Source organism: Pseudomonas sp. R3-41 (genome assembly GCF_054161485.1).
In genome coordinates this window covers 1,293,796-1,317,445 of record NZ_CP096421.1, presented here as the reverse complement: position 1 = coordinate 1,317,445, position 23,650 = coordinate 1,293,796, and the positions used below count along the sequence as shown (strand labels likewise).

Annotated in this window: 21 protein-coding genes and 1 other RNA gene; 10 read left to right on the top strand and 12 right to left on the bottom strand. The window is 58.6% G+C overall.

All coding sequences use genetic code 11. The features are described 5' to 3' along the window. Window positions 1-215: 215 nt before the first annotated feature. Together rnpB and rsmI are read right to left on the bottom strand one after the other, a co-directional pair. Window positions 216-569: RNase P RNA component class A (gene rnpB / locus M1D99_RS05975), an RNA gene on the bottom strand. Window positions 570-643: 74 nt separating this feature from the next. Beyond that, on the bottom strand, window positions 644-1,549 hold the full coding sequence (gene rsmI, locus M1D99_RS05970) for a 16S rRNA (cytidine(1402)-2'-O)-methyltransferase (protein WP_434574419.1): 906 nt from the start codon (window positions 1,547-1,549) through the stop codon (window positions 644-646). 355 nt (window positions 1,550-1,904) lie between these two features. Here rsmI and M1D99_RS05965 point away from each other — a divergent pair, with 355 nt between their 5' ends. The 4 genes from M1D99_RS05965 (at window position 1,905) to M1D99_RS05950 (ending at window position 5,349) form a co-directional block, all read left to right on the top strand. Next, window positions 1,905-3,716, top strand: a complete 1,812-nt coding sequence (locus tag M1D99_RS05965) for a penicillin-binding protein activator (protein ID WP_186705121.1) — start codon at window positions 1,905-1,907, stop codon at window positions 3,714-3,716. Continuing rightward, window positions 3,716-4,078, top strand: coding sequence for a YraN family protein (locus M1D99_RS05960; RefSeq protein ID WP_186705120.1), 363 nt, complete (start codon window positions 3,716-3,718; stop codon window positions 4,076-4,078). The genes M1D99_RS05965 and M1D99_RS05960 overlap by 1 nt, the downstream gene beginning before the upstream one ends. A 102-nt stretch (window positions 4,079-4,180) precedes the next feature. Continuing rightward, a complete protein-coding gene (locus M1D99_RS05955) occupies window positions 4,181-4,774 on the top strand; it encodes a phosphoheptose isomerase (protein WP_007928463.1) in 594 nt (197 codons plus the stop codon). Further along, complete coding sequence (locus tag M1D99_RS05950; protein WP_030139689.1) at window positions 4,771-5,349, top strand: BON domain-containing protein; 579 nt, start codon at window positions 4,771-4,773, stop codon at window positions 5,347-5,349. Before M1D99_RS05955 ends, M1D99_RS05950 begins: the two co-directional genes overlap by 4 nt. 1,437 nt (window positions 5,350-6,786) lie before the next feature. Here the strand turns inward: M1D99_RS05950 and M1D99_RS05945 are convergent. The 7 genes from M1D99_RS05945 to rplM all read right to left on the bottom strand — a co-directional run bounded on the left by M1D99_RS05945 (window position 6,787) and on the right by rplM (window position 11,664). Further along, complete coding sequence (locus M1D99_RS05945) at window positions 6,787-7,200, bottom strand: ClpXP protease specificity-enhancing factor (RefSeq protein WP_053124982.1); 414 nt, start codon at window positions 7,198-7,200, stop codon at window positions 6,787-6,789. A gap of 16 nt (window positions 7,201-7,216) precedes the next feature. Further along, the gene (locus M1D99_RS05940) at window positions 7,217-7,834 is read right to left on the bottom strand and encodes a glutathione S-transferase N-terminal domain-containing protein (protein WP_003178195.1); all 618 of its coding nucleotides are present in this window, start codon (window positions 7,832-7,834) and stop codon (window positions 7,217-7,219) included. Between the two features lie 151 nt (window positions 7,835-7,985). Then, window positions 7,986-8,768: a cytochrome c1 gene (locus M1D99_RS05935; protein WP_186729579.1), complete on the bottom strand. Its 783-nt coding sequence runs from the start codon at window positions 8,766-8,768 to the stop codon at window positions 7,986-7,988. Then, on the bottom strand, window positions 8,768-9,979 hold the full coding sequence (locus M1D99_RS05930) for a cytochrome b (RefSeq protein ID WP_186705118.1): 1,212 nt from the start codon (window positions 9,977-9,979) through the stop codon (window positions 8,768-8,770). Before M1D99_RS05930 ends, M1D99_RS05935 begins: the two co-directional genes overlap by 1 nt. Beyond that, window positions 9,979-10,572 (bottom strand): ubiquinol-cytochrome c reductase iron-sulfur subunit, encoded by a 594-nt coding sequence (petA, locus tag M1D99_RS05925; RefSeq protein ID WP_039591565.1) that lies wholly within the window; start codon window positions 10,570-10,572, stop codon window positions 9,979-9,981. Before petA ends, M1D99_RS05930 begins: the two co-directional genes overlap by 1 nt. 256 nt (window positions 10,573-10,828) lie before the next feature. Then, entirely contained in the window at window positions 10,829-11,221 is a 393-nt protein-coding gene (gene rpsI, locus M1D99_RS05920; RefSeq protein ID WP_003205364.1) for a 30S ribosomal protein S9, read from the bottom strand. 14 nt (window positions 11,222-11,235) lie between these two features. Beyond that, a complete protein-coding gene (gene rplM / locus M1D99_RS05915; protein ID WP_003205365.1) occupies window positions 11,236-11,664 on the bottom strand; it encodes a 50S ribosomal protein L13 in 429 nt (142 codons plus the stop codon). Window positions 11,665-11,909: 245 nt separating this feature from the next. Here rplM and M1D99_RS05910 point away from each other — a divergent pair, with 245 nt between their 5' ends. Further along, window positions 11,910-12,950: an NADP(H)-dependent aldo-keto reductase gene (locus M1D99_RS05910; protein ID WP_458131510.1), complete on the top strand. Its 1,041-nt coding sequence runs from the start codon at window positions 11,910-11,912 to the stop codon at window positions 12,948-12,950. Between the two features lie 116 nt (window positions 12,951-13,066). Here the strand turns inward: M1D99_RS05910 and M1D99_RS05905 are convergent, their stop codons facing one another. Then, window positions 13,067-14,203, bottom strand: a complete 1,137-nt coding sequence (locus M1D99_RS05905; protein ID WP_434574418.1) for an acyl-CoA dehydrogenase family protein — start codon at window positions 14,201-14,203, stop codon at window positions 13,067-13,069. A 244-nt stretch (window positions 14,204-14,447) separates the two neighbouring features. Between M1D99_RS05905 and M1D99_RS05900 the strand changes: the two genes are divergently transcribed. The 5 genes from M1D99_RS05900 (at window position 14,448) to M1D99_RS05880 (ending at window position 20,868) form a co-directional block, all read left to right on the top strand. Continuing rightward, on the top strand, window positions 14,448-15,344 hold the full coding sequence (locus M1D99_RS05900) for a GlxA family transcriptional regulator (protein WP_186705196.1): 897 nt from the start codon (window positions 14,448-14,450) through the stop codon (window positions 15,342-15,344). A 204-nt stretch (window positions 15,345-15,548) separates the two neighbouring features. Beyond that, entirely contained in the window at window positions 15,549-17,495 is a 1,947-nt protein-coding gene (locus M1D99_RS05895; RefSeq protein WP_434574417.1) for a flavin monoamine oxidase family protein, read from the top strand. A gap of 186 nt (window positions 17,496-17,681) precedes the next feature. Then, window positions 17,682-18,569: a nitrilase family protein gene (locus M1D99_RS05890; protein WP_434574416.1), complete on the top strand. Its 888-nt coding sequence runs from the start codon at window positions 17,682-17,684 to the stop codon at window positions 18,567-18,569. A 15-nt stretch (window positions 18,570-18,584) separates the two neighbouring features. Further along, entirely contained in the window at window positions 18,585-19,802 is a 1,218-nt protein-coding gene (locus M1D99_RS05885) for a hypothetical protein (RefSeq protein ID WP_458131509.1), read from the top strand. A gap of 76 nt (window positions 19,803-19,878) precedes the next feature. Continuing rightward, complete coding sequence (locus M1D99_RS05880) at window positions 19,879-20,868, top strand: asparaginase (RefSeq protein ID WP_458131508.1); 990 nt, start codon at window positions 19,879-19,881, stop codon at window positions 20,866-20,868. A 213-nt stretch (window positions 20,869-21,081) separates the two neighbouring features. Here the strand turns inward: M1D99_RS05880 and zapE are convergent, their stop codons facing one another. Together zapE and M1D99_RS05870 are read right to left on the bottom strand one after the other, a co-directional pair. After that, window positions 21,082-22,176, bottom strand: coding sequence for a cell division protein ZapE (zapE, locus tag M1D99_RS05875; RefSeq protein ID WP_186705116.1), 1,095 nt, complete (start codon window positions 22,174-22,176; stop codon window positions 21,082-21,084). A 101-nt stretch (window positions 22,177-22,277) separates the two neighbouring features. Beyond that, a complete protein-coding gene (locus tag M1D99_RS05870; protein WP_434574413.1) occupies window positions 22,278-23,633 on the bottom strand; it encodes a tryptophan--tRNA ligase in 1,356 nt (451 codons plus the stop codon). Window positions 23,634-23,650 lie beyond the last annotated feature (17 nt).

Sequence of the window (23,650 nt, the reverse complement as noted above, 5' to 3'; positions counted from 1 at the left end):
CCGCACCGTCAAGGCGCGCAATGAAGGAAAAGCCTTATAGATCGGAGATTTAGGAGCGTTTCAGGAGGGGTAACAAGAATCTGACGTAGGAAAAATCGCCCTAACCTGAAGCAGCACAGGGGACTGCGCGCACAAGTTAAAGTGATTTGTTAAGAGTAAGATTTTTTTGGTATTAGGAACTGCGTCTGCCAGTGATTCCGGCAGGAAGGGAAAAGGTGGAGAGTCGATCTGTAAGCCGGGTTCTGTCTTGAACAGTCATTCGTCTACGATGGCCATCACTGGACATCTTTAGCAACCTACCCGGTCCCAGCGCGGGCCACGCCTTGGGACCCTATTTGGTCTTGCTCCAAGTGGGGTTTACCTAGCCACGAACTGTTGCCAGCCGTGCGGTGCGCTCTTACCGCACCTTTTCACCCTTACCGGCGCCGAAACGCTTAGGCGGTTATTTTCTGTGGCACTTTCCGTAGGCTCACGCCTCCCAGGCATTACCTGGCACTTCGCCCTATGGAGCCCGGACTTTCCTCCCCCCTCTAATTTTCATAGAGGGCAGCGACTGTCCGATCGACTCTCCGCCGCGAAGGTTAACGGTAGAGCGCTTGAAGAACAAGCGCTAAAAGCCCCGAGCCAGCACCGTGTCCCGGTTTCACTGGTCTTTCTGTTTTTCCAGTGCGACCTGGTACAGCACATTCTTGCGCTCGCCGGTGATCTGCGCCGCCAGCGCCGCGGCGCGCTTGAGGGGCATTTCCTCCAGCAGCAGGCTCAGGACGCGCATCGCCTCGCTGCTGACGGCGTCCTCGCTTTGCGGCGGCGTCCAGCCTGCCACCAGCACGACGCACTCACCGCGCTGCTGGTTGCTGTCGCTTTCGACGAAGGCGCGCAACTCGGCCAAGGGCAGGCCCTTGAGGGTTTCAAAGGTCTTGGTCAACTCACGGGCCAACAGCGCCTGGCGCTCAGGGCCGAACACCAGCTCCATGTCTTGCAGGCATTCGAGGATGCGGTGCGGCGCCTCATAGAAGATCAGCGTGCGCGGCTCCTCCTTTATAGCCTCCAGGCGCGCCCGTCGCCCAACGGCTTTGGCCGGCAGGAAACCTTCGAAAATGAAACGGTCCGACGGCAGGCCTGCCGCCGACAGCGCCGCGATCAATGCGCAAGCTCCCGGTACAGGCACCACACTGATGCCGGCCGCCCGGGCCTGGCGCACCAGATGATAGCCGGGATCGGAAATCAGCGGCGTACCGGCATCGGAAATCAACGCCACGTTATCGCCCGCCAACAGCCGAGTAATAAAACGACTGCCTTCGTCCCGCTCATTGTGCTCATGACAGGCCGCCAACGGCGTGGAAATGCCGAAATGCTGCAGCAGGCGCTGGGAGTGGCGCGTGTCTTCAGCCGCGATCAGTGCGACCTCCTGCAGGATTTTCAGCGCCCGGGCACTGATATCGTCCAGGTTGCCGATGGGCGTCGCCACCACATAAAGCGAGCCGGCAGCGGAATTCAAAGCACCTGGAGCAGTCAAAACGCGCACCTCATGATCGGTAAAAACCGCCATTGTAGCGTGTAGCGGCGGTCTCGGCTGTTCGCGGTAACGGGTAACCCGAAGCAATGCCGGCCTTTGGAAGGTTGCACCAGCCTTTGTGGCGAGGGAGCTTGCTCCCGCTCGGCTGCGCAGCAGCCGTAAAAATCTGCAGCCACATCCTGAGGTAGCGTGTTGAATGTTTTTTGGGGCTGCTACGCAGCCCAGCGGGAGCAAGCTCCCTCGCCACAAAGGGTCAATGCCTGTCTTTTGTGCTGCGCCGCACTCTTTGAAATACCTAAATTGATCGATTCACGCCACTAACATCGCGCCCCGGCCAGTGCTTGGGTACAATTCGACGCTAATTTGATCTCGTATCAGGAACACTTACATGATCGCTTGCCTGCGGCTGCTCTCCGCCCTCTGCCTCGCTGCCCTCCTGGCGGCTTGCGCCAGCTCGCCCTCGTCCAGCCTTGGCGAACTCCCACGGACCCCGGATGCCAGTATCGAGCAACTGCTCGAACAGGCCACCCAAAGCAAAAACCCGGAAAAAGCCGCCCTGCTGCGCCTGAGCGCCGCAGACCTGGCCTACCGCCAGGGCAATGCCGGCCAGTCCGCACAGATCCTGCAACAAGTGCCGATGGAGCAACTCAAGCCCGGCCAGCAGATTTTCGCCAGCACGCTGTCGGCTGAACTGGCAATGACCCGCAACCAGCCCAAGGCTGCGCTGACCGCCCTGAGCCATCCAAGCCTGCAACACCTGAGCGAAATGCCGGTGGAGCAGCAGGTCCGCACCGGCACCGTCCGTGCCCGCGCCCTCGAGGCCGATGGCCAGACCCTGGCCGCCGCCAAGGAGCGCATTTTCATTGCGCCCCTGCTGGAGAACGACGCCGCGGCGAAAAACCACGAAACCATCTGGTCGCTGATCGCCTCGCTGCCCACCGACCAGTTGCAGCCCACCTCCGCCGACGACCTCGGCGGCTGGCTGAGCCTGGCCCAAGTCGTCAAGACCGCTGGGACCCTGGAACAGCAGCAGGCGGCCATCGACCACTGGCGCGAACAGAACCCGAAGCACCCTGCCGCCCTCCAACTGCCGACACCCCTGGTCAAGCTCAAGGAACTGGCCAGCCAGCCACTGAGCAAGATCGCCCTGCTGCTGCCACAGAATGGCCAGTTGGCCGCGGTTGCCAAGGCCTTGCGCGAGGGCTTCATGGCTGCCCACTACCAGGCCCAGCAGGCCGGGCAGACGCCGCCAAGCATCCAATTCTATGACAGCGCCAGCCTGACCTCCATGGACGAGTTCTATCGCAAGGCCCAGGCCGACGGCGTGCAACTGGTCATCGGCCCGCTGGAAAAACCGCTGGTCAAGCAGATCAGCACCCGCCCGCAATTGCCGATCACCACCCTGGCACTGAACTACAGCGAAGGCGAACAAGGGCCACCGCAACTGTTCCAGTTCGGCCTGGCGCCTGAGGATGAAGCCCGCGAAGTGTCCCGCCGCGCCCGTGCCGATGGCCTGCACCGCGCCGCCGTCATGGTACCGAAGGGCGAATGGGGCGATCGCGTGCTCAAGGCCTTCAGCCAGGACTGGCAGGCCAACGGCGGCACCATCGTCGCCATCGAACGTGTCGACCAGCCGGTCCAACTGGCCCAGCAGATCGCCGACATGTTCCAGTTGCGTCAGAGCGAAGGTCGCGCCAAGAGCCTGCAAAACACCGTCGGCACCACGGTCGCGGCCCAGCCGTCCCGTCGCCAGGACATCGAGTTCATCTTCCTTGCCTCGACACCGCAGCAGGCCCAGCAGATCAAGCCGACCCTGAACTTCCAGTACGCCGGCGACGTGCCGGTCTACGCAACGTCCTCGGTGTTCAGCGCCAGCGGCGACCAGAACCAGTACAACGACATGAGCGGCATCCGCTTCTGTGAAACCCCCTGGCTGCTCGACGCCAATGACCCGTTGCGCAAGCAGGTCACCGCGCAGTGGCCCCAGGCGGGTGGCAGCCTGGGTCGGTTGTACGCGATGGGGGCGGACGCCTATCGCCTGGCGCCGCGCCTGGGCCAGCTCAAGACGTTGCCGGACAGCCGCATCGAAGGCCTGTCGGGCAGCCTGGCCGTATCTCCCACCCAGCGCGTACAGCGTCAACTGCCCTGGGCCGAGTTCGTCAATGGCCAGGTGCAGCGCCTGCCGGACACCCAGCGCTAATGCCTGACCGATCACGCCAGCAAAGCGGACGGGATGCCGAGGGCCAGGCCCTCGCGCATCTCGAGCAACACGGCCTGCGGCTGCTGGCGCAGAACTGGTTGTGTAAACGTGGCGAGCTTGATCTGGTCATGCTTGACGGCGATACAGTAGTATTCGTCGAAGTCCGCTATAGAAAAAATACCCAATGGGGTGGCGCGCTCGACAGCATTGACGGGCGCAAGCGCCAAAAGTTGATTTTCGCCGCGCAGTACTTCCTGCAACGCGAGTCTCGCTGGGCCGATCATCCCTGCCGCTTCGACGTGGTTGCCATCGACAGTAACGCCGACCAGTTGAACTGGCTGCAGAACGCCTTCGACAGTTGAGCGCCCATGCCGAGCCGGACACCTTCACCTAACTTTTTTGCTCTTTGCTTTGCGCGCCGCACATGTTTGTGCCGATAAGTCGCGCTACTTAAGGTCACACAGATGGACATGCAATCGCGAATTCGCCAGCTTTTTCAGGCCAGTATCGACACCAAGCAACAGGCGATGGACGTACTTGCACCGCACATCGAGCAAGCCAGCCAAGTGATGGTCAACGCCTTGCTCAACGAGGGCAAGATGCTTTCGTGCGGCAACGGCGGCTCGGCCGGCGACGCCCAGCACTTCTCCTCGGAACTGCTCAACCGCTTCGAGCGCGAACGCCCGAGCCTGCCGGCAATCGCCCTGACCACCGACAGCTCGACGATTACCTCGATCGCCAACGACTACAGCTACAACGAAGTCTTCTCCAAACAGATCCGCGCCCTGGGCCAACCCGGCGATGTCCTGCTGGCGATTTCCACCAGCGGCAACTCGGCCAACATTATTCAAGCGATCCAGGCCGCACATGATCGCGAAATGATTGTCGTAGCATTGACCGGTCGTGACGGCGGCGGCATGGCGTCACTGCTATTGCCCGAAGACGTCGAGATCCGCGTACCGGCCAATGTCACCGCACGTATCCAGGAAGTCCACCTGCTGGCGATCCACTGCCTTTGCGACTTGATCGACAGCCAACTGTTCGGGAGTGAAGAATGACCCCTAATCGCCTAGGCCTTCTGGCCCTGACCCTGTGCCTCGGCATCAGCGGCTGCACATCGGTGGTTAACGCCAGCCGGGAAAAGCCGATTGAAGATGACCGCGGCACCCGCACCTTCGGCAGCAAGATCGACGACTCCCTGATTGAAACCAAGGTCGGCGTGAACATCGCCAAGGCCGATCCGGACCTGGACAACAACTCGCACATCGTCGTCACCAGCTTCAACGGTGTCGTCTTGCTGGCCGGCCAGACCCCACGCGCCGACCTCAAGGCCAAGGCCGAACAGGAAGCCAGCGCTGTGCAGCGGGTCAAGACCGTGCATAACGAGCTTCAGGTTCTGCAGCCGTCTTCGCTGCTGGCGCGCCAGAACGATGCCTGGCTGACCACCAAGATCAAGACGCAGATGCTGACCGACGCCAGCATTCCTGGTTCGCGCATCAAGGTTGTGACTGAGAATGGCATCGTGTATCTGCTGGGGTTGCTGACCAAGCAGGAAGCGGCGCAGGCGACCAATCTGGTGCAGGGTGTGTCCGGGGTGCAGAAGATTGTGAAGTTGTTTGAGTACATTGACTGATATAGATGCTGGTACACGAACGGCGCTTTTCCTGGAAAGGAAGGCGCCGTTTTTTTATGGCTTCGTTTTGGGGCTGGTTGGTCGGTGTGTATATCCATTGCTGCGATAACGGCCGCTTAGGGTTCCGCCCTGACGGCGGGTCACTTTCGAAAAGCCCGGAAGCCGGCCCAGTCGAAAGTAACCAAAGCGCTTCTGCCCCACCACTCGGCGCCTCGCCTAGGCTCGGCATGCCTGAACGATGGCATTGCTCCGCGGGCCGCCGCGAAGGCGGTAACTCAGTCACATGGATGTAGGGTTTACTGACCTCATCGCGAGCAGGCTCGCACAGGGGTTCTGTGTTGGATATGAATTTTGTGTTCACTGGAGGTCGGATGTGGGAGCGAGCCTGCTCGCGATGGCGATGGTTCAGTCAAATGGATGCTGGGCTTGCCGGCCTCTTCGCGAGCAAGCCCGCTCCCACAGGGGTTCTGTGTTGAATATGAATTTTGTGTTCACTGGAGATTGAAGGTGGGAGCGAGCCTGCTCGCGATGGCGGTGATTCAGTCAAATGGATGCTGGGCTTGCCGGCCTCTTCGCGAGCAAGCCCGCTCCCACAGGGGTTCTGTGTTGGATATGAATTTTGTGTTCACTGGAGGTTGGATGTGGGAGCGAGCCTGCTCGCGATGGCGGTGGTTCAGTCGAATGGATACTGGGCTTGCCGGCCTCTTCGCGAGCAGGCTCGCTCCCACAGGGGTTCTGTGTTGGATATGAATTTTGTGTTCACTGGAGGTTGAATGTGGGAGCGAGCCTGCTCGCGATGGCGGTGGTTCAGTCAAATGGATGCGGGGCTTGCCGGCCTCTTCGCGAGCAGGCTCGCTCCCACAGGGGGTTCTGTGTTGGATATGAATTTTGTGTTCACTGGAGGTCGGATGTGGGAGCGAGCCTGCTCGCGATGGCGATGGTTCAGTCAAATGGATGCTGGGCTTGCCGGCCTATTCGCGAGCAAGCCCGCTCCCACAGGGGCTCTGTGTTGGATATGAATTTTGTGTTCACTGGAGGTCGGATGTGGGAGCGAGCCTGCTCGCGATGGCGATGGTTCAGTCAAATGGATGCTGGGCTTGCCTGCCTCTTCGCGAGCAGGCTCGCTCCCACAGGGGTTCTGTGTTGGATATGAATTTTGTGTTCACTGGAGGTTGGATGTGGGAGCGAGCCTGCTCGCGATGGCGGTGGTTCAGTCGAATGGATACTGGGCTTGCCGGCCTCTTCGCGAGCAAGCCCGCTCCCACAGGACCTTGAAAGGGATGGTTGTAAGAGCGGAACCATAAGCACGCGTTACCGCAGAAACGGATATACACACAAAACCACGACACAAAAAAATGCCCGCATCTCACGACACAGGCATTTTCTTAACCAAGTTGCAGACTCTCACACGATCAGTGACTGGCACTTATCTACAACCTACTTCACCACTTTCAAACTCGGCCGCCCGCTAGGACGCGGCGGCTCGTCATCCGGTGGCGGCAAATCATCATCCGGCTCGAACTCTTCCTCACCGTCCAGCGGCGCTTCCAGCTCGAACACCATGCCCTGGCCATTCTCCCGGGCATAAATGCCCAGGATCGCAGCAACAGGCACGTACAGGGTATGCGGCACACCACCGAAGCGCCCTTCGAAACTGACAGCGTCGTTATCCATGTGCAAATGACGCACGGCGGCTGGCGACACGTTCAGGACAATCTGCCCGTCATTGGCAAAACCTTGCGGCACCTGCACCGACGGAAACTCGGCATTGACCAGCATGTGCGGGGTGCAATCGTTGTCCACAATCCACTCATAGAGCGCGCGGACCAGATAAGGTCGACTGGAGTTCATAGCGGCTCCCTAAGCCTTAGCGCATGTCGCGTTCGACACCAGACAGACTCGCCTGGAATGCCTCACGCGCAAATTGGCGCTCCATATAATCAAGCAGCGGCTTGGCAGGCCGCGGCAGTTCGATACCCAGAATCGGCAAACGCCAGAGTATGGGCAATAGGCAGCAATCCACCAGACTTTGTTCCTCACTGAGGAAAAACGGCTTGTCGACGAACAGCGGCGATACGCCTGTCAGGCTTTCACGCAATTCCTTGCGCGCCACGACCCGCGCCGGCTCCTTGGTCCGGGAATCCAGGATCAAGTCCACCAACCCGCACCAGTCACGCTGGATGCGATGGATCAGCAAACGGCTGTTGGCACGCGCGACAGGATAAACCGGCAGTAAAGGTGGATGCGGATAACGCTCATCCAAATATTCCATCACCACAGTCGACTCCCACAACGCCAGGTCACGATCGACCAAGGTGGGCAGGCTGCCGTAAGGGTTCACCTCGATCAGCTTCGGCGGCTGACGGCCCGCTTCGACGTAAATGATCTCGGCGCTGACACCCTTCTCTGCCAGTACGATGCGTACCCGGTGGGAATAGTGGTCGGCGGGGTCGGAGTAACAGGCCAACCGATTGGTCACGCCCATGGCGATCCTCCTCGCTTGTTGAAATTATCGAAAAACGGAAAAGCGAGCGCGCCCAGAGGGCGCCTCCCGTAACACCTGGCTGGCCAGGCTAGTTACATTTTCAGAGACGCCCTTGGGCGCGCACGATTAACAGCAATGGCTTACAGCTTTATCAATGCACGTCTTTCCAGTATTCACGCTTGAGCAGGTAAGCGAATACGAAGAAGAACGCCAGGTACAGCAATACATAGGTACCAATGCGCTGATGTTCCAGCTTCACCGGGTTGGCCGAGTAGGCCAGGAAGGTCACGAGGTTCTTGACCTTCTCGTCAAACTGCTCCGGGGTCAGGCTGCCGGTGTTCGGCAATACGGTCAGCTGGTCGCAAGCTTCGTGAGTCAACGCGGAGCCGGTCAGCGGATCGAATTGCTTTTTACCGTCTTCAACGATCTGGACCTGTTTGCAGCCTACCACCTGGCGACCCTGGAGGCCGACCAGAACGTTAGGCATGCCGACGTTCGGGAAGACCTTGTTGTTCACGCCCCATGGACGCGAAGGATCTTCGTAGAACGAGCGCAGGTAGCCGTAAAGCCAGTCGGTGCCACGCACACGGGCAACCAGGGTCAGGTCCGGCGGTGCGGCGCCGAACCAGGTCTTGGCGTCCGCCGGCTGCATGCCGATGTTCATGTGATCACCCAGCTTGGCACCGGTGAACACCAGCTTCTCGAGCATCAGCTCATGAGGGATGCCCAGGTCATCGGCAACACGCTCGTAGCGCTGGAACTTGGCACTGTGGCAACCCATGCAGTAGTTGGCGAACGTACGGGCGCCGTCCTGCATGGCCGCTTTGTCGGAAACGTCGATGTCGACTTTTTCGAGCTCCGGACCACCGTGTTCAGCCGCGAAGGACAGTACAGGCATAGCAGCAAGAATCAGTACAGCAAATAGCTTTTTCATCAGCCAGTCACCCTTTCCGGAACCGGTTTGGTCTTCTCGAGCCTGGTGTAGAACGGCATCAAAATGAAGTAGGCGAAATACAGGAAGGTGCAGACCTGCGACAGCAGCGTCCGGCCCGGTGTCGGAGCCAGTACACCCAGCACGCCCAGGATCACGAACGAGACGCAGAACACCACGAGCCAGATCTTGCTCAGCCAGCCTTTATAGCGCATCGACTTGACGGGACTGCGGTCCAGCCACGGCAGGACGAACAGCACGGCGATGGCCGCGCCCATGGCGATAACACCCAGCAGCTTGTCCGGGATCGCCCGCAGAATCGCGTAGAACGGCGTGAAGTACCAGACCGGGGCAATGTGCTCAGGGGTCTTGAACGCGTTCGCCTGCTCGAAGTTCGGCTTCTCGAGGAAGTAACCGCCCATTTCCGGGAAGAAGAACACGATGGAGCAGAAGATGAACAGGAAGACCACCACGCCGACGATGTCTTTCACGGTGTAGTACGGGTGGAAGGCGATGCCATCCAGCGGTACGCCGTTCTCGTCCTTGTGCTTCTTGATATCCACGCCATCCGGGTTGTTCGAACCGACTTCGTGCAGCGCGAGGATGTGCAGCACCACCAGGCCGAGGATCACGATCGGCAGGGCCACGACATGCAAGGCGAAAAAGCGGTTCAAGGTGATGCCCGAGATCAGGTAGTCACCACGGATCCATTGGGTCAGGTCGTCGCCGATGACCGGGATCGCACCGAACAGCGAGATGATCACCTGGGCACCCCAGTAGGACATCTGGCCCCACGGCAGCAGGTAGCCCATGAAGGCCTCGGCCATCAGCGCCAGGTAGATCAGCATGCCGAAGACCCACACCAGCTCACGAGGCTTCTGGTACGAACCGTAGAGCAAGCCACGGAACATGTGCAGGTAGACCACGATGAAGAACGCCGAAGCGCCGGTGGAGTGCAGCAGACGCAGGATCGAGCCGTACTCGACGTCGCGCATGATGTATTCGACGGAGGCGAACGCTTCTTCCGCCGACGGGGTGTAGCTCATGGTCAGCCAGACACCGGTGACGATCTGGTTGACCAGAACGAGCAGCGCCAGGGAGCCGAAGAAGTAGAAGAAGTTGAAGTTCTTCGGGGCGTAGTACTTGCTGAGATGGTCTTCCCACATTTTGGTCGCGGGAAAGCGCGCATCAACCCAATCCATAAGTTTGCTCATCACGCTTTCTCCGTATCGACGCCAACGACAATGATGTCATCGGTCTCATAGGAATGCGGGGGAACTGGCAGGTTCAGAGGTGCAGGCTGCGATTTGTAGACGCGACCGGCCAGGTCGTAGTGGGAGCCGTGGCATGGGCAGAAATAGCCACCGACCCAGTCCTTGCCGAGATCGGCAGGGGCCACTTCAGGACGGAACGTTGGCGAGCAACCCAGGTGCGTGCAGATACCGATCAGCAGCAGAACCTCTGGCTTGATCGAACGCGTTTCAGGGTTGACGTATTCCGGTTGGACCGAGTTCTTGGAGGACGGGTCGGACAACTGACCCTCGATCTTTTTCAGATTCCCCAGGATTTCCTCTGTACGGCGGACGATGAACACCGGCTGGCCGCGCCACTCAGCAATCATCTGCTGGCCTGGCTCGATCTTGCTGACATTCACTTTCACCGGTGCACCTGCGGCTTTCGCCTTGGCGCTGGGAAACCATGACCCCACGAACGGGACCGCAGCCCCCACCGCTCCTGCAGCACCCACCACGGATGTGGCTGCTACCAGGAAGCGACGCCGGCCTGCATTCACGCCGTCATTGCTCATTCAGTCCTCTCCCATCAGCTTTGTGGCCTGTTAGATCAGGCGTCTACTAAGTAAAAATCTGAACTTATAAAAATTTTGCCGAATGGTAATGAAAAGCCCCAATTCTGACAAGGTAATTACCAAGCGGCCAAACCGCCAAGCCTTGTAGTATAGGGGCTCTACGAATGTGGCAAGTTGTCACAGAGCAATTCTTTTGCCCATAAAAAAACGCCCAGCTCCGTGAGGAACTGGGCGCCTTTTGAAAGCGGAAGCGAAATTAACGCTTCGAGTACTGCGGACGCTTACGCGCTTTACGCAGACCGACTTTCTTACGTTCAACTTCGCGAGCATCGCGAGTTACGAAGCCGGCTTTGCGCAGAGCACCACGCAGAGTCTCGTCGTAATCCATCAGGGCGCGAGTGATGCCGTGGCGGATTGCGCCAGCTTGACCACTTACACCACCACCGATAACAGTGACGTAGATGTCGAATTTTTCGACGGTCTCGGTCAGTTCCAGCGGCTGACGAACTACCATGCGGGCAGTCTCGCGGCCGAAGAAGTTATCCAGGGAGCGGTTGTTGATGGAGATGTTACCAGTGCCCGGACGCAGGAAAACGCGTGCGGTTGCAGTCTTGCGACGGCCAGTGCCGTAATTTTGAGTCGCCGACATAATGAACTATTCCGTTAAAACTTCAGTTCTTGGGGCTGCTGAGCAGTATGAGGGTGAGCAGCGCCCGCATAAACCTTCAGCTTACGATACATGTCGCGACCCAGTGGGTTCTTAGGCAGCATGCCTTTAACCGCGGTCTCGATCACGCGCTCAGGGGCTTTGGCGATCAGCTTTTCGAAGTTGATCGACTTGATGCCGCCAGGAAAACCGGAGTGGGAGTAGTACATTTTGTCAGTGGTTTTAGCGCCAGTAACACGTACTTGCTCAGCGTTGATCACGACGATGTAGTCACCGGTGTCAACGTGAGGGGTGTACTCAGGCTTGTGCTTGCCACGCAGACGGCTCGCGATTTCGGTGGCCAGACGACCCAGGGTCTGACCAGCAGCGTCGACGACAAACCAGTCGCGCTTTACTGTTTCCGGTTTAGCAGTAAAAGTTTTCATTCTTTATAGCCTCAGGGGCCGCCCTGTAAATTAGACGGCGGATCTTACTGAATAGTGCGTACTTTGACAAGTCAAAGGCAGCCGGATACAGACGCTTTCGGGGGCTCGGGTCGGCGCGTCCGTTCAACGGCAAGATTCTTCGGCGGCGGCGCATCACTTCCACTGCAGAAAGAGGTGCGCAATTATGCAGATTGCGAAAAATATTTCAACCTGCTTTTATGATTGTTTTGCCCAAGGAGTTCCCGATGGACTATCGCCAGCTAGGCCGTACCGATCTGAATGTCAGCGCCCTGTGCCTCGGCACCATGACCTGGGGTGAGCAGAACAGCGAGGCAGAGGCCTTCGCCCAGATCGAACGCGCCAAGGGTGCCGGCATCAATTTCATCGACACCGCCGAAATGTACCCGGTGCCACCGAAGGCCGAGACCTACGCCACCACCGAGCGCTACATCGGCAATTACTTCAAGAGCCGTGGCGACCGTGCCGACTGGATCCTGGCGAGCAAGATCGCCGGCCCCGGCAACACCATCGACTACATCCGCGACAAGAACCTCAAGCACAACCGCCGCCACATCGTCGAAGCGGTGGACGCCAGCCTCAAGCGCCTGCAGACCGACTGGATCGATCTCTACCAGCTGCATTGGCCCGAGCGCAGCACCAATTTCTTTGGTCAACTGGGCTACCAGCACAAGACCGACGAAACGTTCACCCCGCTGGAGGAAACCCTCGAAGCCCTGGACGAGCAGGTCCGCGCCGGCAAGATCCGCCACATCGGCCTGTCCAACGAAACGCCTTGGGGCACCATGAAATTCCTCGCCCTGGCCGAGGCCCGTGGCTGGCCGCGGGCGGTGTCGATCCAGAACCCGTACAACCTGCTCAACCGCAGCTTCGAGATCGGCCTGTCGGAAATCGCCATTCGCGAACAATGCGGCCTGCTGGCTTATTCGCCACTGGCGTTCGGCTTCCTGTCGGGCAAATACGAAAACGGCGCACGGCCCGCCAAGGGCCGCCTGACCCTTTACAGCCGCTTCATGCGTTACTTCAACCCGCAATCGGAGGCCGCCTGCAGCCGTTATGTCGCCCTGGCCCGTGAACATGGCCTGGACCCGGCGCAGATGGCCCTGGCGTTCGTCACCCAGCAGCCGTTCGTGACCAGCAACATCATTGGCGCCACCACGCTGGAGCAGTTGGACAGCAACATCGCCAGCTTCGATCTGAAGCTGTCGGATGAAGTGCTGGCGGGGATCGAGGCGATTCACAAGGATCAGCCGAACCCGGCGCCCTGATCGCCAAGTAAAAAGCCTTCGCGAGCAAGCCCGCTCCCACATAGGATTTGTGATCGACACAAATCCTATGTGGGAGCGGGCTTGCTCGCGAAAGCAATCTTGAATTCACCCCATGATCAAAGCGACCGCGCAATGATCTCCTTCATGATTTCATTGGTCCCGGCATAGATCCGCTGCACCCGCGCATCCGCCCACGCCCGGGCAATCGGGTATTCCCACATGAAGCCGTAGCCGCCATGCAGCTGCACGCACTCGTCGAGCACCTTGCATTGCAGGTCGGTGCCCCAGTACTTGGCCATCGCCGCCGTCGGCACGTCCAACTTGCCTTGCAGGTGCAACTCCAGGCAGCGGTCGACGAAGACCCGGCCAATCTGGATTTCGGTGGCCATTTCCGCGAGCTTGAAACGGGTGTTCTGGAAGTCGGCGATGGATTTGCCGAACGCCTTGCGATCACGGGTGTAGTCCAGGGTCCATTGCAGCGCCGCTTCGGCCGAAGCCAGGCCGCCGATGGCGACGGTCAGGCGTTCCTGGGGCAGCTCTTGCATCAGGTAGGCAAAGCCCATTCCGGCCTGCCCCAGCAGGTTTTCCTTCGGCACGCGGACATCCTGGAAGAACAGTTCCGACGTGTCCTGGGCCTTCATGCCGACTTTCTCCAGGCGCTTGCCCTTCTCAAAGCCCGGGGTGCCCGCCTCCACCAGGAACAGGCTGGTGCCCTTGGCGCCGGCCTTGGGGTCGGTCTTGGCGACCACAATCACCAGGTCCGCCAGGAAGCCATTGGTGATGAATGTCTTCGAGCCGTTGATGACGTATTCATCCCCGTCGAACACCGCCGTGGTCTTCACCCCTTGCAGGTCGGAACCGGCGCCCGGCTCGGTCATGGCGATGGCCGTGACCATTTCGCCAGACACCAGTTTCGGCAGGTACTTGTGTTTCAGCGCTTCGCTGCCGTAATGCAGGATGTACGGCGCGACGATGTCGGAATGCAGCGAGAAGCCGATCCCCGTCAGCCCCAGGCGGCCGATCTCCTCGATCACCACGGTGCTGTAGAGGAAATCCGCGTCGAGGCCGCCATAGGCCTCTGGCAGGTGCGAGCACAACATGCCCGCCTCCCCCGCTTTGTTCCAGAGTTGACGGTCGACATGCCCCTGTTTTTCCCACTGACTGTGGTACGGCACGGCTTCTTTTTCGAGGAAGGTTCGTACGCTGTCGCGAAACAATTCGTGCTCGGGACTGAACAGGGTTCTTGGGATCATGGCGCACCTTTGGTTATTGTTGGGCGTGGTTATCCGACAGAGCCTAAGCCTGCGACGTACGACAGGACACTGGACACATCCGACAAAAAATAAGACGATCCAGCCGTCTGTTGACCACTTTCCCCTATAAAAATAAAGATGAATTATGTCTATGCACGCCTCCACGCCCTTGCGGCGCGTCAGCATCCTGGCAGTCGACCGGGTCTTCGCCTCTACCCTCATGCAAGCCAAGGATTTTTTCCACCTGGCCAGCCTGCGCTATGGCAAACAACTGGGCCACGGCCTGACGCCGGCGTTTGAAACCCGGCTGGTCAGTCCCGATGGCAAACCGGTGAACAGTTTCAGCGATGTGATCATGCCGGTGGACGGTGGCCTGGAAAATACCGACGTCATCATCCTGCCGGCCTTCTGGGATGATTTCGCCGGCCTCTGCCAACGTTATCCCCAGGTCTTGCCCTGGCTGCGCGAACAACACGCTCGCGGCGCAGTCCTCTGCGGCGAAGCCACCGGGGTGTTCTGGCTGGCCGAGGCCGGGCTGCTCGACGGCAAGGAAGCCACCACTTACTGGCGCTTCTTCAATGCCTTCAAGGAGCGCTTCCCCCAGGTGCACCTGAACCAGGACAAGCACCTGACCGACGCCGACAACCTGTTCTGCGCTGGCGGCACGACCTCAGCCTGCGACCTCTACATCTACCTCATCGAACGCTTCTGCGGCGCCAACGTGGCCCAGGCCGTGGCGAGGGACATCCTGTATGAAGTGCAACGCAGCTATTCGCCAGGACGGATCGGCTTCGGCGGGCAGAAACTGCACCAGGACGTGATCATCCTGCAGATCCAGCAATGGCTCGAAGAGCACTTCGCCGATAAGTTCCGCTTTGAGGACGTTGCCCGGGAGCATGGCATGAGCATCCGCAACTTCATGCGCCGCTTCCAGACCGCCACGGGCGACAAACCGCTGCATTATCTGCAACGGCTGCGGATCGAAACCGCCAAGGGCCTGCTCTCCGGCAGCCGCAAGAGCATCAAGACCATCAGCTACGAAGTCGGCTACGACGATGCGAGTTTTTTTGCGCGGCTGTTCCGGCAACACACCGACTTGTCGCCAAACCAGTATCGGCAGCAGTTTCAGCAGGCGGCGTAGGCCGAGGGTTTGGCAACGATCCACTGTGGGAGCGAGCTTGCTCGCTGCCTTTGATCGTGCGCACGACGCAAGGCCGACCTTCTTGCACATTCCTACATAAAAAGCGGAACGCGGAGCGCCTAAGCACTGGATTTCGCTCACATACACTGCCGTGTGAACACCGCAACATCACTCCCTGAACAACATCATCAGGGAAGAGCAACAATGACCATCGGATCAAGCTATGACTACCCCGCCTCCGCAGCTAGGGAAATCGCTCGGACTAAGCGTTCGGGTGGCAGAAAATGGGCGGCTCGCTTTCCAAACCCACCCGATTTATGCTTCGACTACAGGGCGTTGGTCGAGCAGAAAAATGGCATCGCCAAGGCCACTGATCCACAACACAGAATTTGCATCATAGGCGCCGGCATCACCGGATTGACTGCCGCCAGAGAGCTTTATCGTTGCGGATTCACCCATATAACCTTAATAGAGCAATCCAGGCGCATAGGCGGCAGGCACCTGACCGTACCCGGAAGCAAACACTCCACCGCGAGCCATACCCCCTTTGAGATGGGCGCGATGCGCATGCCTTTCTTTAACCGGACGGGTGAGCCGCCGACAGAAGGGCGGTCGATGTTGGCTTATTACGCAAAAACGTTTGATTTATCGACTTCGGACTTCGCCAATCCAGGAAGCCAATGGGTCCGCTCGACGGGTATTTACCTGCGCGAGGGTAGCATTGGCGGCGAATCGACTCCGCAAATGCAAATCTGGAAAAATGAAGACGGCCATACACCACCTCCCGGCAGAGAATTGCAAAAGGTCTATTCCAAGTGGAAAACCTTTGCCGACCGTATGACTCGACACGTCGCGGAGGTTTACGCCAGCGATGGGTGGGAAACCATGTGGGCCGCTATTGTTTCAAGGTACGAGGGCGTTTCGTTTCGCGACTTGGTGACTATGCCGGCCTTAAAAACCTGGAATGAACGCTCACCGGGGGACTTTGGCGGGATGGGAATGTCCCTGGAAGAGTCCGCGATTTTCTATGCGATCGGCATAGGCGATGGCAGCTGGGGTGCCTTCTATGACGTCTGCTCGCTTTATCCCCTGCGTACCGCCATCTTCGGATTCAGCAGCCACCTGCAGCTGATTCATGGTCGGGTGGATTCGACGGGGGACCCGCTCGCTTCGCCCTACCTGCATAGCGAAGCCGTGTTTGACTCCAAGGGCCTGATTTTCGACAGCCCCCGCTACATCGGGCTAGGGGCGCTGAACGAGTGCCTGTTATTCATGAAAACCGATGAAACTCGAAAGTCTTTTTATGAACACTGCCTCGAAGGAAACGACGGTCTGCTTACAGATTCATCCGTAACAAAACTGGTAAAACTGGCCAACCAAAAGACGCGCGTCCACTTCGAGTGGAAATACAGCCAGCCCGAACAGACCCAACACCGTTTCGAGGATTTCGACTCAGTCATCATGACGCTGCCCTCGTGGCTGATTGAAACTCGTATCGAGCTTGAAAACTTCACCCCCAAAATGCTTCCCTTCGAGACAATCAATGCCTATAAAACCGCTCATTGGGAGACCAGTTGCAAAGTCTTTGCGCCATTGAAAAAGTCATTTCTTTCGAAAAACAGCAAAATTCCACAGGCCATCGTCACCGACAGCTTCATTCACGACGTCTACACCTATCGCTACAACGACCACTACAGCTACGACTGCATTCTGCTGAGCTATACGTGGGAAGACGATGCCACCAAACTCGCGTCATTCAGCGACAAGGAGCTTGTCAGCAAGTGCGCCAGGGAGCTGGATCGAATACTCATGAAATGTACCAATATCCAAGAGAGGATTTCGCCCTACATCGGACTCGACCAAGCCGTGGTCCAACGGTGGATAACCGATAAAAACTCGCTGGGTTGTGCAAAGTTATACCGACCAGGTACCTACTACGACGCTGTGAGCCTGATGAAGTACAACAGGGATTTTGGCCATCATTCGGGCCTGTATTTTTCCGGAGAATCGTTTTCCGTGGACGCCGGCTGGACAGAACCTTGCTTTCGAGGCGCCGTCGATGCCGTCATCCACATCTGCGACAAAACCGCTGCGATCTTCAATGGCGGATTCTCCCTGAACGACTACCCGCACTATAAGCTTGGAACCTGATCCTGGTCCGCTTAGCGCCATGCACGTTTGTGCATGGCGCTGCCGATTCACCAATCCTTTCAATTACTCATCTTCAGAAGCTGCCTACAACCTGTACGGAAACGGCCGACTTACACCCCTGCCTGTTTAGCCTCTCATATACACGCCACTACACAGCGTGAATAACAATAAAAAGAGGTTACCCCAATGAGCGAGCCAACCAGCCCTGTTCGTGTCGCCGTCGTGCAATTCGACCCACAGGTAGGCATCACCAATCGAGAAACCAATCTGCATCGCAGCCTTGCACTGGCGCAGAAAGCGGTCGACGGCGGTGCCAATCTCATCGTCCTGCCCGAACTATCGAATACTGGCTATTTCTTCCACAACCGACAGGATGCGTTTGAACACGCCGAGTCGATCCCCGACGGGCAAAGCGTGCAGGCCTGGATGGACTTCGCCCGCCAGCACCAGATCTACCTGGTAGCCGGTTTGACGGAGCGCGAAGGCATGCGGCTCTTCAACACTGGCGTCTTGGTGGGGCCTGACGGCTTCATCGGCAAATACCGAAAGGCACATCTGTGGAATCTGGAAAAACTCTGGTTCACGCCAGGTGATTTGGGCTTTCCAGTGTTTGAAACAGCTATAGGTCGCATCGGGTTGTTGATCTGTTGGGACATCTGGTTTCCGGAAGTGCCGCGAATTCTCAGCCAGCAAGGCGCAGACATCATATGCAGCTTGAACAATTGGGTCTGGACGCCACCGCCTCTGTTTGATGATGCCGGCAAATGCATGGCGTCCTACCTGACGATGACAGCCGCTCACGTGAACAATGTATTTATCGCAGCGGCAAGTCGCATAGGGGAAGAGCGAGGTGCTCGCTACCTAGGCTGTTCGCTAATCGCGGGCACCAACGGTTGGCCGATTGGCGCGGTAGCTTCCGCTGACCAGCAAGAAGTCCTGTTTGCCGATATCGACCTGACCAGCTCCCGTAGCGCGGCCATCTGGAACGACTTGAATGATCTACACCGCGATCGTCGATCTGACCTATACGATCAGATGCTCGGTTATACCCAGCACCCTTGTCTGCCACGTTGATAAGAGAGCGACCCGATGGAAACTGCAAGCGAAAAGCTCGAACAACCCCAGCAGACTGCAAGATCACTACTGGACGTTGCCATCGTTTTGCTGATGCTCGGCACGATAATGCTGGTCATCTGGCTTTCATTCACCCACAGCGCTTCCTGGCCTGCCCATTGGCCAGACTACAGCCACATGGTATCGAACCTGCCACAGCCCACTGCCTGGTTACGCTGGGTATTGGGCGATATCAGCGAGGTTGCCTTTTACAAACATGAGTTCGCCTCTATTGGATTACTAGCCGGGGCCTACCTGGCGTACCGGGCCAATTGGACCGGAAAAGCCTGGCAAGGTTTTTCCATCTGCTATGGCAGCGGCCTGTGGCCGTGGCTGGTCACCAGCTCATTGCTGGGGCTCTTGCTGAGTAACCTTTTGTGGGGCTGGACAGTGACAGCCACGACTTGGCAGCCCACATTTGCGGCTTTCGTTTCATTGCCAGCGGCGATGGTGCTGATGTTTGGCGGCGGCTGGAAGATCGCGATAAATGGCGCAATCATGGGTGCCCTGCTGGTTACCCCTGCATGTCTATTGATCGTCAACTACGTCTGCAATCCGCTCGGCTTGCCCGTCGTGATTGGCAATGTCTCGGGAATGGCTGTCGCCAGCGTCATTGCCTTCCTGCTCTGTCGCTACGTGCCAAGCCTTATGCAGTCGCAGGCTCAAGCAGAGTCATCGGAATCAGAACCACAACCAGCCCTCACCCTCACGAAGAAACCTGACTACGGTGTCGTCTGGAGCTTACGCCGGGTCTTGGCGGACTTTTCGGAGGCGCCGTTTTTCGGCAATGAGTGGGCCAGCCTCGGGCTGATAGTGGGTGCATTACTGGCTTATAGCTTGAACCCTATGAGCCCTGCCTACGGCTCGGGCTTGCTCCTTCAACTGATCGGTGCCCAAGCATTGACCTCGGCTCTGGGCGTGATCATCTGGCGTCGACAATGGATACTACGCGGGTGGTACCCCACCTACATACCGTTGGTATCCGTCGTACCGGCGGCGGTTTTGACCTACGGCGGCAGTTGGCTGGTCATTGCTTCAAGCGCTTTGCTGGGCGCATTGATTGCGCCGCCGCTGGCGTGCGCAATTGCCAAACGGTTACCCGCTGACATGCATGCCTACATCGCCAATGTCCTGTCCATGGCCATCAGCACCCTGCTAGTCGTTCCGTTTATCGGATTTCTGATGATCAGCTGAGCCTTCCATCCCATGGCTGTATTGCCGCCCCTGAGGCGCGTACAGCCAATTCCTATTAAAAAGCGAGGTGATCCACATGGACTTGCCCAAACTGGCCATCGCGTCACTCGGCGGCACCGTAAGCATGCAGGCCCGGGCTGCAGGAGAAGGAGTGGTCCCGACCATCAGTGGCGCAACCCTGCTGGCTTCGGTGCCGGAACTGAAGAAGCTGGCACGCATTACTGTTGAAACACTGGGGATGTTGCCCAGCGCTTCATTGGATTTCGAGTTTTTATTGAGCGTTCTCTGCTGGGCGAACGATCAGATCGAGCAAGGTGCGGTGGGTATTGTCATCACACAAGGTACGGATACGTTGGAAGAAACTGCGGTTTTTTTCGACCTGCTGTGGGACCACGACGAACCATTGGTTCTGACGGGAGCAATGCGCTCGGCAACCCAGGCAGGCGCCGATGGGCCGGGAAATCTGTTGGACGCCTGCCGGGTTGGCCTGGCCAGGAGCAGCCGGCAGCGTGGCGTCCAAGTGGTCATGAACGGGCAGATTCATTCGGCGCAGGCTGTTCGCAAAACCGATGCGATGGCAATGCAGGCTTTTTCGTCGCCCATTGTGGGCCCAAACGGTCTGTTATTGGAAAGCAGCGTTCACTACTCTCATCCCACGCTGCGACGCAACGTTTTGCCGTTACCGAAGCAAACGACACAGAAAGTTGCCTTGCTACAAGCGTCACTGTCTGCCGACACCCAGTTGTTGGAAAACATTGTCACGCTGGGCTACGACGGGTTAGTGATCGCTGGTTTCGGTGCAGGACATCTTTCTGAAAGCTGGACAGCGTTGGTTGATGTCATTGCCAAAAGAATCCCGGTCATTATTGCAACTCGCTGCGGCTCAGGATCCACGGCTCGTTCAACTTACGGGTTCAAGGGTGGCGAGATGGATTTGATTCGCAGAGGCGCATCGATGGCTGGCTTTTTCTGCCCACGCAAAGCCAGGATTCTCCTGTGGCTGCTGATTGGCTGCCAGCGACAGGATGATTTGGCTCGTTATCTGAAAGAGGACATCCGGTTTTAGTAGCTTTGAGAATTTACCGATTCATTGCGGCGTTAGCTCGGAGGCTGGCACCGATCCACTGTGGGAGCGAGCTTGCTCGCGATGGCGGTGGTTCAGCAGCATGGACGTTGGCTGGCAGGACGCTATCGCGAGCAAGCTCCCACAGGGTCCGGTGGGGAATCAATAAATAAAAAGGCCTGCAATCGCAGGCCTTTTTTTGGTGTTCCGAATTTTCTAAGGCTTATGCGCCCGCGCCAGGAATTCGTGGGACTGCATCTCCAGCAAGCGACTCAGGGTCCGCTGGAATTCGAAGGTCAGGCGACCGCCGGTGTAGAGGTCCTTGAGTTCGACTTCAGCCGAAATGATCAGCTTCACGTTACGGTCGTAGAACTCGTCGACCATGTTGATGAAGCGACGGGCGATGTCGTCGGTGGTGACGCTCATCTGCTCGACGCCGCTGAGCAACACAGCGTGGAAGATCTTGCCCAGTTCGATGTAATCGTTCTGGCTGCGTGGGCCATCGCACAGTTCGCGGAAGTCGAACCAGGCGACGTCGTCGCAGGTGCGAATGGCGCGGATCTTGCGATTTTCGATGATCAGCTCGTCGTTTTCGACCGCTTGGGTGCATTCCGGTGTCAGGGCGCGGAAGCTCTTGCGCAGGCTTTCTTCGGCGGCCGCATCCAACGGGAAGTGGAACAGCTCCGCTTGTTCGAGGTGGCGCAGGCGGTAGTCGACGCCGCTGTCGACGTTGACGATTTCGGTGTGTTCCTTGATCAGCGCGATGGCCGGCAGGAAACGCGCTCGTTGCAGACCGTCCTTGTACAGGCCGTCCGGCACGATGTTCGAGGTGGCGACCAGGGTCACGCCGTTCTTGAACAGCTCTTCCATCAAGGTGCCGAGGATCATCGCGTCGGTGATGTCGGAAACGAAGAACTCATCGAAGCAGATCACCCGGGTCTCGTCGGAAAAACGCTTGGCGATGATGGTCAGCGGGTTCTTTTCGCCACCCAGGGTCTTCATTTCCTCGTGCACGCGCTTCATGAAGCGGTGGAAGTGCGTGCGTGTCTTTTCCTTGAACGGCAGCGCTTCGAAGAAGGTATCCACCAGGTAGGTCTTGCCACGGCCAACGCCGCCCCAGAAGTACAGGCCCTTGACGGGCGCCTGGTCTTTTTTGCCGAACAGTTTGCCCAACAGGCCCGGCTTGTTGTTCGAGGCCGCGACCAGGTCGTCGTACAGGCGCTGCAAATGCCGCACCGCCGTTTCCTGGGCTGCGTCGTGGAAGAACTCCGGGCGTTTCAGATCAGCTTGATATCGTTCTAGGGGCGTCATATTCGTTAGCAAGGCAACAAAAACGGGCCGTCACTGTAGCGATGGCCCAGAAGAATGGCAATCGGCCCTTATTCGGGCCGATGGTCGGGTGACGTGCCGGATCAGTCCTGGGCAGGCGTCAGGGCAATGCGCAAGGCATCAATGGCCGCGTCCCGGGCGGCACTGTCGGTGAACGCTGCGCTATTCGCCACGCATTCGCCTTCGAGCCAGACGCTGAAACTCAGCTCGTCGCTGCGTACGTCCAGGGGTTGGCCGGCCTGCAATTGCTTGGTCACCTGCCCTGCGGTCTTGCCGTCGGCAAAATTGTTCGAGAGCAACAGTTGCTCACCCTCGGCGGAAAGCAGGCGGAAACGGAAACTGCCGTCCTCCTCGCGGAAGCTGACGAAACGTGCCGCCTTGGCCGCTTTCTTTTTGGTCTGGGTGGCCACCTGGACCTGGCTGACGAAGGACCGCAAGCCAACGGCCTCGCGCAGTTCATTGAGGAACGGCGTTGCCACGGCCCGGGCCTTGCTCGCGCCCAGTTGCAGGATGTCTTCGAGGTCCGATGGACGTTCGATGAACTGGTGATAACGCTCGCGGGCCTCACCCAGCTCGCTGTCGAGCAACTGGAACAGGCGGTTCTTCGCTTCGCCCCAACCCAGGCCCTGCAACAGTTCGCTGCGGAACTCGGCGGACTGCTCGGCAGTGGCGAAAGCCTGGAACAGGGTGAACAGGTGCGAATTGTCCGGGTCCTTGGCTTCGCCCGGGGCGCGGGAGTCGGTGACGATTCGCGAGATCGCGTCCTTCATGTCCTTGGCGCTGCTGAACAACGGAATGGTGTTGTCGTAGCTCTTGGACATCTTGCGGCCATCGAGGCCCGGCAATGTGGCGACGCTTTCTTCGATCAGCGCCTCGGGCATGGTGAAGAATTCCTTGCCCTGGCCGAACAGATGATTGAAGCGCTGGCCGATGTCCCGGGCCATCTCCACGTGCTGGATCTGGTCGCGACCGACCGGCACCTTGTGGGCGTTGAACATCAGGATGTCGGCGGCCATGAGGATCGGGTAGCTGTAGAGGCCCATGGTGACGCCGGCGTCCGGGTCTTCGCCGGCCTCGACGTTCTTGTCCACCGAGGCCTTGTAGGCGTGGGCGCGGTTGAGCAGGCCCTTGGCGGCGACGCAGGTCAGCAGCCAGGTCAGCTCCGGGATCTCGGGAATGTCGGACTGGCGATAGAACGTCACGCGGTCCACGTCCAGGCCGCCGGCCAGCCAGGTAGCGGCGATTTCCAGGCGCGAACGCTGGATACGCAGCGGGTCATCGCACTTGATCAGGGCGTGGTAGTCGGCCAGGAAGTAGAACGAATCGGCGTTGCTGTCGCGGCTGGCGAGGATCGCCGGACGGATGGCGCCGGCATAGTTGCCCAGGTGTGGGGTGCCGGTGGTGGTGATGCCGGTCAGGATACGGGTACGCGTCGTCATGGGTTATCGCTTGTCAG

What these genes read in the sequence shown, in the direction of transcription:
- rplM (WP_003205365.1), bottom strand. Translation starts at nt 11,664, where the DNA reads ATGAAAACTTTTACTGCTAAACCGGAAACAGTAAAGCGCGACTGGTTT.
- M1D99_RS05940 (WP_003178195.1), bottom strand. Translation starts at nt 7,834, where the DNA reads ATGGGCGTGACCAATCGGTTGGCCTGTTACTCCGACCCCGCCGACCAC.
- M1D99_RS05885 (WP_458131509.1), top strand. Translation starts at nt 18,585, where the DNA reads ATGGAAACTGCAAGCGAAAAGCTCGAACAACCCCAGCAGACTGCAAGA.
- M1D99_RS05950 (WP_030139689.1), top strand. Translation starts at nt 4,771, where the DNA reads ATGACCCCTAATCGCCTAGGCCTTCTGGCCCTGACCCTGTGCCTCGGC.
- M1D99_RS05870 (WP_434574413.1), bottom strand. Translation starts at nt 23,633, where the DNA reads ATGACGACGCGTACCCGTATCCTGACCGGCATCACCACCACCGGCACC.
- M1D99_RS05910 (WP_458131510.1), top strand. Translation starts at nt 11,910, where the DNA reads ATGGACTATCGCCAGCTAGGCCGTACCGATCTGAATGTCAGCGCCCTG.
- petA (WP_039591565.1), bottom strand. Translation starts at nt 10,572, where the DNA reads ATGAGCAATGACGGCGTGAATGCAGGCCGGCGTCGCTTCCTGGTAGCA.
- M1D99_RS05895 (WP_434574417.1), top strand. Translation starts at nt 15,549, where the DNA reads ATGACCATCGGATCAAGCTATGACTACCCCGCCTCCGCAGCTAGGGAA.
- M1D99_RS05955 (WP_007928463.1), top strand. Translation starts at nt 4,181, where the DNA reads ATGGACATGCAATCGCGAATTCGCCAGCTTTTTCAGGCCAGTATCGAC.
- M1D99_RS05890 (WP_434574416.1), top strand. Translation starts at nt 17,682, where the DNA reads ATGAGCGAGCCAACCAGCCCTGTTCGTGTCGCCGTCGTGCAATTCGAC.
- M1D99_RS05945 (WP_053124982.1), bottom strand. Translation starts at nt 7,200, where the DNA reads ATGAACTCCAGTCGACCTTATCTGGTCCGCGCGCTCTATGAGTGGATT.
- M1D99_RS05880 (WP_458131508.1), top strand. Translation starts at nt 19,879, where the DNA reads ATGGACTTGCCCAAACTGGCCATCGCGTCACTCGGCGGCACCGTAAGC.
- M1D99_RS05965 (WP_186705121.1), top strand. Translation starts at nt 1,905, where the DNA reads ATGATCGCTTGCCTGCGGCTGCTCTCCGCCCTCTGCCTCGCTGCCCTC.
- M1D99_RS05905 (WP_434574418.1), bottom strand. Translation starts at nt 14,203, where the DNA reads ATGATCCCAAGAACCCTGTTCAGTCCCGAGCACGAATTGTTTCGCGAC.
- rpsI (WP_003205364.1), bottom strand. Translation starts at nt 11,221, where the DNA reads ATGTCGGCGACTCAAAATTACGGCACTGGCCGTCGCAAGACTGCAACC.
- rsmI (WP_434574419.1), bottom strand. Translation starts at nt 1,549, where the DNA reads ATGGCGGTTTTTACCGATCATGAGGTGCGCGTTTTGACTGCTCCAGGT.
- zapE (WP_186705116.1), bottom strand. Translation starts at nt 22,176, where the DNA reads ATGACGCCCCTAGAACGATATCAAGCTGATCTGAAACGCCCGGAGTTC.
- M1D99_RS05930 (WP_186705118.1), bottom strand. Translation starts at nt 9,979, where the DNA reads ATGAGCAAACTTATGGATTGGGTTGATGCGCGCTTTCCCGCGACCAAA.
- M1D99_RS05935 (WP_186729579.1), bottom strand. Translation starts at nt 8,768, where the DNA reads ATGAAAAAGCTATTTGCTGTACTGATTCTTGCTGCTATGCCTGTACTG.
- M1D99_RS05960 (WP_186705120.1), top strand. Translation starts at nt 3,716, where the DNA reads ATGCCTGACCGATCACGCCAGCAAAGCGGACGGGATGCCGAGGGCCAG.